This window comes from Thiomonas sp. TH-17 (assembly GCF_057473305.1).
In genome coordinates this window covers 1-7348 of the sequence record NZ_JBYCKI010000104.1, presented here as the reverse complement: position 1 = coordinate 7348, position 7348 = coordinate 1, and the positions used below count along the sequence as shown (strand labels likewise).

At 64.5% G+C, this 7348-nt stretch carries 9 protein-coding genes; 3 read left to right on the top strand and 6 right to left on the bottom strand.

Going from position 1 to position 7348, the window contains the following annotated elements; all coding sequences use genetic code 11:
* The first annotated feature begins 52 nt into the window (after positions 1–52).
* Complete coding sequence (gene bamC / locus AC2VLV_RS06435) at positions 53–1201, top strand: NlpB/DapX family lipoprotein (protein ID WP_486989183.1); 1149 nt, start codon at positions 53–55, stop codon at positions 1199–1201.
* Between the two features lie 37 nt (positions 1202–1238).
* A complete protein-coding gene (locus AC2VLV_RS06430) occupies positions 1239–1535 on the top strand; it encodes a hypothetical protein (RefSeq protein ID WP_486989182.1) in 297 nt (98 codons plus the stop codon).
* Positions 1536–1704: 169 nt separating this feature from the next.
* On the opposite strand, the gene AC2VLV_RS06425 is transcribed toward AC2VLV_RS06430, so the two are convergent.
* Positions 1705–2193 (bottom strand): DUF7931 domain-containing protein, encoded by a 489-nt coding sequence (locus AC2VLV_RS06425; protein WP_486989181.1) that lies wholly within the window; start codon positions 2191–2193, stop codon positions 1705–1707.
* Between the two features lie 179 nt (positions 2194–2372).
* Entirely contained in the window at positions 2373–3509 is a 1137-nt protein-coding gene (locus AC2VLV_RS06420) for a JmjC domain-containing protein (RefSeq protein WP_486989180.1), read from the bottom strand.
* A 74-nt stretch (positions 3510–3583) separates the two neighbouring features.
* Between AC2VLV_RS06420 and AC2VLV_RS06415 the strand changes: the two genes are divergently transcribed.
* Complete coding sequence (locus tag AC2VLV_RS06415) at positions 3584–4090, top strand: FKBP-type peptidyl-prolyl cis-trans isomerase (RefSeq protein ID WP_486989179.1); 507 nt, start codon at positions 3584–3586, stop codon at positions 4088–4090.
* A gap of 30 nt (positions 4091–4120) precedes the next feature.
* On the opposite strand, the gene AC2VLV_RS06410 is transcribed toward AC2VLV_RS06415, so the two are convergent.
* From AC2VLV_RS06410 to AC2VLV_RS06395, 4 genes are all read right to left on the bottom strand, one after another.
* Positions 4121–4705: a DUF2062 domain-containing protein gene (locus AC2VLV_RS06410; RefSeq protein WP_486989178.1), complete on the bottom strand. Its 585-nt coding sequence runs from the start codon at positions 4703–4705 to the stop codon at positions 4121–4123.
* A gap of 28 nt (positions 4706–4733) precedes the next feature.
* Positions 4734–5189, bottom strand: a complete 456-nt coding sequence (gene dut, locus AC2VLV_RS06405) for a dUTP diphosphatase (RefSeq protein ID WP_486989177.1) — start codon at positions 5187–5189, stop codon at positions 4734–4736.
* A 53-nt stretch (positions 5190–5242) separates the two neighbouring features.
* Positions 5243–6442 carry a bifunctional phosphopantothenoylcysteine decarboxylase/phosphopantothenate--cysteine ligase CoaBC gene (gene coaBC / locus AC2VLV_RS06400; protein ID WP_486989176.1) on the bottom strand — a complete coding sequence of 400 codons (1200 nt, stop codon included), beginning with the start codon at positions 6440–6442 and terminating at the stop codon, positions 5243–5245.
* A gap of 15 nt (positions 6443–6457) precedes the next feature.
* Positions 6458–7348: DHHA1 domain-containing protein (locus tag AC2VLV_RS06395; protein WP_486989175.1), on the bottom strand; the 891-nt coding region annotated here is incomplete at its 5' end.

The following is a 7348-nucleotide window of genomic DNA, read 5'->3' as shown; positions in this document are numbered from 1 at the left end:
GTTCACTGATTTTCCCCATTCACTCCTTCGCATCTCCGAGACCTTCTTGCGTATGAACCTATCCAATCACTGGCGGTTGAGCGCCTTGGCCATTGCCCTGAGCGCCGGTACCCTCCTCAGCGGCTGCTCATCCCTGAACACCGTTGTTCAGGGCAAGGGAGTGGACTACGAAAGCGCCAAACAAGGTAACCCGCTCGAAGTGCCGCCCGACCTCACCCAACTGGCGCGACAAGAGCAATACGTCGTTCCGGGCAGCCCCAATGCCCCGGTGAGCGCGCTCGCCTACGACAAGGGGGTGCAATCCGCCGAGCAAGTCGCCAAGACCAACGCTGTTCTGCCGCAATACCCTGGCATACGCATCGACCAGGCGGGCGGTCAACGCTGGCTGGTGGTCGACTCCAGCCCCGACCAACTCTGGGAAAAAGTCAAAGGTTTCTGGCAGGAAAACGGCTTCTATCTCACCCAGTCCGATGCGACTACCGGCGTGATGGAGACCGACTGGGCGGAAAACCGCGCCAAACTGCCGCAGGACTTCATCCGAAAATATCTCGGCAAAGTGTTCGACAGCCTGTACGACACCGGCAAACGCGACCGCTTCCGCACCGTGTTCGAGCGCACACCCGACGGCAAGGGCACGCAGATCTACATCACTCACCAGACGATGAAAGAGGTCTACAACTCCAACGACAAATCGACCACGGCCTGGGAGCCCGCCACGCCCGATCCGGGGCTGAACACCATCTTTTTACGCAAGCTCATGGTCACCCTGGGCCTGAGTGACGAGGCGGCGAAACAGCGCATCGAAAATCCGGTGCAACTGGCCCAACCCGTTGCCTCAAAACTCGTGGACAACGGCCTGGCGCTGCAATTGCAGGACGGGTTCGAGACCGCTTGGCGCAAGGTCAGCCTGGCGATCAATACCGCAGGCTTCACCGTGATCGAACGCAACCGCGCAGAAGGCCGCTTCGATGTGCGCTACATCAGTGCTGAAGCTGCGCTCAAGGCCTCTCAGGACAGTACGGGATTCTTCGGCAAGCTGTTCGGCAAAAAGGAAAGCGAGCCCAAGCCGGCCGACTACCGTATTGCCCTGCAAAACGCCGGGACGCAAACCGTGGTGACCGTGCAGACGCCCGATGGCAAGCCGCTGCAGACCGACGACGCACGCAAGATCCTGCAAATCCTGCAACAGCAGATTCAGTAAGTCGTAAGTCACCCGAGACCATGGCCATTAGAGGGCTATGGTCGACAAAAAATTCAGACAACAAAAAAGCCGGCTTGCGCCGGCTTTTTTGCGTCTGCAAAGAAATTACTTGGCAGCGCTGGCGCCCGAAGCGGCTTCGGCCGGGGCCGAGGCAGCAGCGGGAGCCGAAGCTGCAGCAGGCGCCGAAGCCGGAGCCGAGGCAGCAGCGGGAGCCGAAGCAGCAGCGGGGGCGGAAGCAGCCGGAGCGGCTTCTTCTTTTTTACCGCAAGCGGCCAAAGCGAGAGCGGCGATCATGGATGCCAGCAGAAGGGACTTTTTCATTACTTTCCTCTAAGCGTCAGTCAAAATGGGGTTTAGCCCGAAAAAATTCTTTACCGTCCTGATTGAACCCAATCGCAACCAGAACCGGTTTGCATATCAAGTTCAGCGCATAAGTATAGTGGGACTTCGGGTTATCCCCGTGTTGCAATTTTACGGTTCCAAATTGCCGTGTTGCGAATTTGTCACAAACCCAGAATCACCGCAGGAAATGCCGGGGTGGCCTGCTCCCAGACCTCATTGAATCGCATACGCAAGTCGTGCACACGCGCAGCCGTCTGGACGCTCTCGCCCGACATCCATGTCGCGGTATGCGCATAGACGGCGCAACGAGGCGATCCTGCCATTTCGACCAGTCCGCGAGCGCCCGTCTCGGCAATCTGGCGACAACTCACCAGGTGAGCCAAGTCGCGGCGGAATGCGGCGAAACGCGGAAAACGTTCTCTCACCTGGCTCCAGTCGAGCGCCAGAAACCGCACGGCATCGAGGCGCCTGGCATCGCGCAACGCCCATTGCTCCAGTTGCTCGATGAACGCGGGCTGATTCAACGGCCAGGCACGATAGTCGGCGCTGAAACAGTAAAGACTCGCTCCTTGATCCGCCACAAGCGCGCCGAGGGCCGCATGGGCTTGAGTGCGCGTCTCGAAGGGCAGGTCTTGGCCGGGCTGTGTCATCTGGATGTCACCTGGGTTTGCTAGTAGCGCGAACTCTCGGCTGAGCCCAGATTGTTCATTAGGACACGGGATGATGGCGAGGCGGGTTGGGGAGGGATTTGGCTCTGCGCGACAAGCCCATAGCCGAAGCTATGGGCGCGAAGCGCGGGGGCGTAGCCCCGCCTAATGGACAATCTGGGTCAACGCTCATTGCCCGGCTGCAACCAGCCGATGGCGCACCAGTCGGCCAAGGCGGCAAGCTCCGCAGCACTGGCCGTCTGAACCTGCGCGGCGCTCAGGTTTTGCTGATCGGCTAGTTGGCGCAGCAACGCGGAGGACGCCAATGCGGCATCCACCGCCTCTCCATTGAGGAACAGCGCCTGCGCGGTATAGAGCATTTTGCTGCGGCGATCGAGCCGGCAACCCGTCTGCCGACAGGCGCGGCGCAAGGTTGCGGCAGGGGTTTCGACGCTTTCGAACCAGACCTGGGGTTTGGGGGTGGTGAGGTAGAGACCGAGCACGTTCTCGAACATCGCGGCATCGGGTTTGAGGCGGCTGAAAGCCTCGCGGGCAAACTTCACCATGGCCTCGGGCAGCCGCGCAGGAGACGCCCCCGGGCGCAGCGGCGGATCGCGGTAGATCGCGCCGCCTTGCTGCGCTTCCGCCAGTTGCCACAACACTTCCTTGAGCAACTCGCCCTGCGGCGGCGCGCGAAAACCCACCGAGTAAGTCATGCAATCGCCGCTGGCCGCGATGCCGTCGTGGCCCCAGCCGGGGGGCAGATAGAGCATGTCGCCGGGCTCCAGAATGAGGTCTTCCTCGGGCGTGAATTTCGCCAGCAGCTTGACCGGTTTGCCGGGTTGCAGCGTGGCGTCTTCCACCGGGCCGATGCGCCAGCGCCGCCGCCCGGCGGCTTGCAGCAGGAACACGTCGTAAGCATCTTGGTGCGGCCCAACGCCGCCGCCCTCGCTGGCCCACGAAATCATCAGATCGTCGAGCCGCGCGTTGGGAATGAAGCGGAATTGCCGCAGCAAATCGCCTGCGGCATCGACGTGCAGGTTCACCCCCTGAACCAGCAGCGTCCAGTTGCGCTGCTCGACGGGCGGAAGCTGCCTGCGCGCAAAAGGCCCGTGATCGAGCTGCCAGCGACGGCCCTCGCGCTGCAGCAGGCGCGATTCGACATCGTCATGCCCGGCCAGAGCAAACAGTTGCGCCCGGCTGAGCAGGGGCTTGAAGCCCGGAAAGGCCTGACGCAGCAGCAGCGGTTTGCGCTGCCAGATTTCGCGCAGAAAGCGGGCTTCGGTGCAGGCCCCCCAATGAAGCGTCGCAGTTGACATCTTTGTCATGTTCCAATGCGGGCGAACTTTTGGTCGTTCCCCGTTTCCATACTCAAACTCCTGCGAGCATAACCATGAAAATCACCCAAGGCCTTGTCGCCACCCTGTCCTGGCGCATGACGGACTCGCAAGGCGAGTTGATCGACGAAAACGCCGAAGGCGACGACTTCTATGTCGGCGGCGACGATTTGCTGCCGCGCATGGCCGAGCAGATGCTGGGCAAGGGTGTGGGCGACAAGGGCGACATCTACCTTCAGCCGGAAGATGCGTTCGGCGACTACGACGCCGACCTGCTGCTGGTCGAAGACCGCAAGCTGTTTCCCGCCGAACTCGAAGAGGGCATGATGTTCGAGCAACTGCCCGAGGGCTGCTCGCCGGGCGATGCCGATGCCTTCTACACCGTGACCGAAATTCACGACGACAAGGTTTTGCTCGACGGCAACCATCCGCTGGCCGGTCTGGCGCTGCGGATCGAGTACACCGTGCTCGACGTGCGCGAAGCCGATCCCGACGAAATCGAGGCCGAAAGCGCCCTGCTCGATTCAGCTGATGCAGGGCTGTTTCTCCCCGGCGAGAAGTAAACCCTGCCTACTGGACCATCCGGGTTCAATTCATTCTCGGTTTCTCTGCTGCGCGCTGGCCGCTTCGCGCGCCAGGCGCGCCTGTTTGCGCGAGCGCCATTCCAGGCGCAGATGCAGGCTCCAGCCCAGCAGGGTGATGAAATAGCCGGCAACGGCCAGAATGAGCGCCAGCAGGGGGACGCCGACAAACAGCGGCGTCCCCAGATCCCAGGCCCAGTGCGCCAGACCGACGGTCGAATCCCAGAGATGCAGCCAGTCGAACCCCGGCGGCGCGGTGAGCGTTTGCGCGGCCTGCGCGGGGCTGACCAGCACACCGAGCTTGTAGGCCACGAGATAGAGCGGCACGATGGTGAGCGGATTGCTGTAGAGCGTCACCACCAGGGCGATGGGAAAGTTGCATCGCACCAGCACGGCCAGGATGCCCGCAGTGAGCATCTGGAACGGGCCGGGAATCAAACCGCCGATCATGCCCGCCGCCACCGCCAGCGCCACACTGCGGCGGTTCAGACTCCACAGCGCCGGGTGCGCAATGTATTTGGCGAAAGGGCGCAACCACGGGCTGCTTTGCATCGCCTCGAACTTGCGCACCAGCAGCTTGGCCCACCGACGTGCCATGTGACAGCCCCTGTGTTTATCGTGCGGATCAGTGCGCGCCGGTGGAGCCAAAGCCCCCGGCTCCGCGCTCGGTGGTGTCGAACTGGTCGACCACCTCCCACTGCGCCTGAACCACCGGCACGATGACCATCTGCGCAATCCGCTCCATCGGTTGCACGGTGTAGGCCGCGCTGCCGCGGTTCCAGCAGCTCACCATCAGCGGGCCTTGGTAGTCGGAATCGATCAGCCCGACCAGATTGCCCAGCACCAACCCGTGCTTGTGCCCCAGGCCGGAGCGCGGCAGCAGCATGGCGCACAGCGCCGGATCGCCCAGATGCATGGCCAGGCCGGTGGGAATGAGCTCAGCCTGTCCTGGTTGCAGGGTCAGCGGGGCGTCGATGCAGGCGCGCAGATCCATGCCTGCACTGCCCGGGCTGGCGTAGGCGGGAAGCTGCTCGCGCAGACGATCATCGAGAAGGCGGACGGCGATGCGGGGCTGAGACAAGAGGATTCCTTGATGGATGAAGCGATTGAATCGAGGGCGACGGCGCAGACCGCTCAGAAGCCAGCACGTTCCAGCCGGGCCGCGATCTCGGTGATGAGCTTGCGTGCCAGCACGAGTTTGTCGCCGCTGCCCAGAGGGTGATGACCGGCGGCATCGAAAAGTTCCAGCCGGTTGTCGTCGCGGCCGAAGGTTTCCGGCCCGAGGTTGCCCACCAGCAGCGGCACATTCTTGCGCAGCCGCTTGGCTGCGGCATGTTCCGCCAGTTTTTCGCTCTCGGCGGCAAAGCCCACGCAGAACGGCGGCTGCGGCAGAGCGGCCACCGTGGCGAGGATGTCCGGGTTGGCCTGCAGGGCGATGGTCGGCGCGCCCTCGCCTTCCTGCTTTTTCTGTTTCTGCGCATGAACCTGCGCCGGCCGCCAGTCGGCCACGGCCGCGGTGGCGACGAACACCTGCGCGGCGCCGATCTGCGCCATCACCGCGTCGAACATCTCCTGCGCGCTGCTCACGTCCACCCGCTGTACGCCATGCGGCGCGGGCAGCGCGGTCGGGCCGCTGACCAGCACCACGCGCGCCCCGGCCTCACGCGCCGCGCGGGCCACGGCGTAGCCCATCTTGCCGCTGGAGCGGTTGGTCAGGCCGCGCACCGGATCGATGGCCTCGAAGGTCGGCCCGGCGGTGACCAGCACGGTACGACCTTTGAACAACTTGGGTTGAAACGCGGCGACGATGTCTTGCAACAAATCTTCGGGTTCGACCATGCGGCCCTCGCCGATCTCGCCGCAGGCCTGCTCGCCCGCGGCCGGGCCGCTGATCAGCGCGCCGTCTTCGCGCAGCCGGGCCACGTTGCGCTGTGTGGCCGGGTGGCCCCACATCTCGCGGTTCATCGCCGGGGCGAACAGCACGGGTTTGTTGGACGCCAGCAGCAGGGTGGAGAGCAGATCATCCGACAGGCCGCCCGCCGCCTGCGCGAGCACATTCGCCGTGGCTGGCGCGACGACCACCAAATCGGCGGCGCGCGTCAGCTCGATATGGGCCATGCCATTGCCCACGCGGGTATCCCACAGATCATCGAACACCGAGCGGCCGGTAAGCGCCTGGAAGGTCGCGGCGCCGACAAAGCGCGCACCCGCGGCCGTCAGCACGACCTGCACCGTCGCCCCCTCCCTGACCAGCAGCCGCGTCAGCTCGGCCGCCTTGTAGGCCGCGACTCCGCCGGTGACGGCGAGAACGATGTGTTTGCCCTGCAGATCCATCGGCACTCCGTGCGATCAGGCGCCCAGGCGCTGTTGCAGCAGGCCACGGGCCTGAGCCAGCGCGGCATCGATCTGCTCGGGCTGAGTACCGCCGGCCATGGCGAAATCCGGCCGACCGCCGCCCTTGCCGCCCACGGCCTGCGCCGCGGTGCTGACCAGGTCGCCCGCCTTGATCTGACCCACGCGGTCGGCGCTCACCCCGGCCGCGAGCTGCACCTTGTCGCCCTCGGCGCTGGCCAAGAGCACCACGCCGGTCTTGAGTTTGGACTTGATGCGGTCCACCGCTTCGCGCAAGCCCTTGGCGTCCAGCCCGTCCATGCGGGCCAGCAGCACGGCCGTGCCACCTATGTCGATGGCCTGACCGAGCAGCGCGTCGCCCTGCGCTGCCGCCTGCTGCGCCTTGAGCTGGGCCAGATCCTTTTCGAGCTGGCGCTGCTGCTCCAGCAGTTGCTCGACCTTGGCCGCAGACTCCTCCGCCGGCGCCTTCAGCGTGCGCGAAAGCCGCGCGACCAGCGCGTTCTGTTTCTGTACGAAGGCCAGCGCGTTCAGGCCGGTGATGGCCTCCACGCGGCGGATACCCGCGGCCACGCCGCCTTCGAACACTATTTTGAACAGCCCGATGTCGCCGGTGCGCGCCACATGGGTGCCGCCACACAGCTCGCGCGACGTGCCGATGTCGAGCACCCGCACGGTGTCGCCGTACTTCTCGCCGAACAGCATCATCGCGCCCAGGCCCTTGGCCTCGTCGATGGGCATCACGCGGGCTTGCGTTGCGGCGTTGGCCAGAATTTCCTCGTTCGCCAGGCGCTCGACCCGGGCGATCTCGTCGTCGCTCATCGGCGCGTCGTGGGCGAAGTCGAAGCGGGTCTTGTCGGCATCGACCAGCGAGCCCTTCTGCTGCACATG

Excerpts from the sequence above, each read along its gene's own strand:
- bamC (WP_486989183.1), top strand. The coding sequence starts at position 53 with ATGAACCTATCCAATCACTGGCGGTTGAGCGCCTTGGCCATTGCCCTG.
- AC2VLV_RS06430 (WP_486989182.1), top strand. The coding sequence starts at position 1,239 with ATGGTCGACAAAAAATTCAGACAACAAAAAAGCCGGCTTGCGCCGGCT.
- AC2VLV_RS06425 (WP_486989181.1), bottom strand. The coding sequence starts at position 2,193 with ATGACACAGCCCGGCCAAGACCTGCCCTTCGAGACGCGCACTCAAGCC.
- AC2VLV_RS06420 (WP_486989180.1), bottom strand. The coding sequence starts at position 3,509 with ATGTCAACTGCGACGCTTCATTGGGGGGCCTGCACCGAAGCCCGCTTT.
- AC2VLV_RS06415 (WP_486989179.1), top strand. The coding sequence starts at position 3,584 with ATGAAAATCACCCAAGGCCTTGTCGCCACCCTGTCCTGGCGCATGACG.
- AC2VLV_RS06410 (WP_486989178.1), bottom strand. The coding sequence starts at position 4,705 with ATGGCACGTCGGTGGGCCAAGCTGCTGGTGCGCAAGTTCGAGGCGATG.
- coaBC (WP_486989176.1), bottom strand. The coding sequence starts at position 6,442 with ATGGATCTGCAGGGCAAACACATCGTTCTCGCCGTCACCGGCGGAGTC.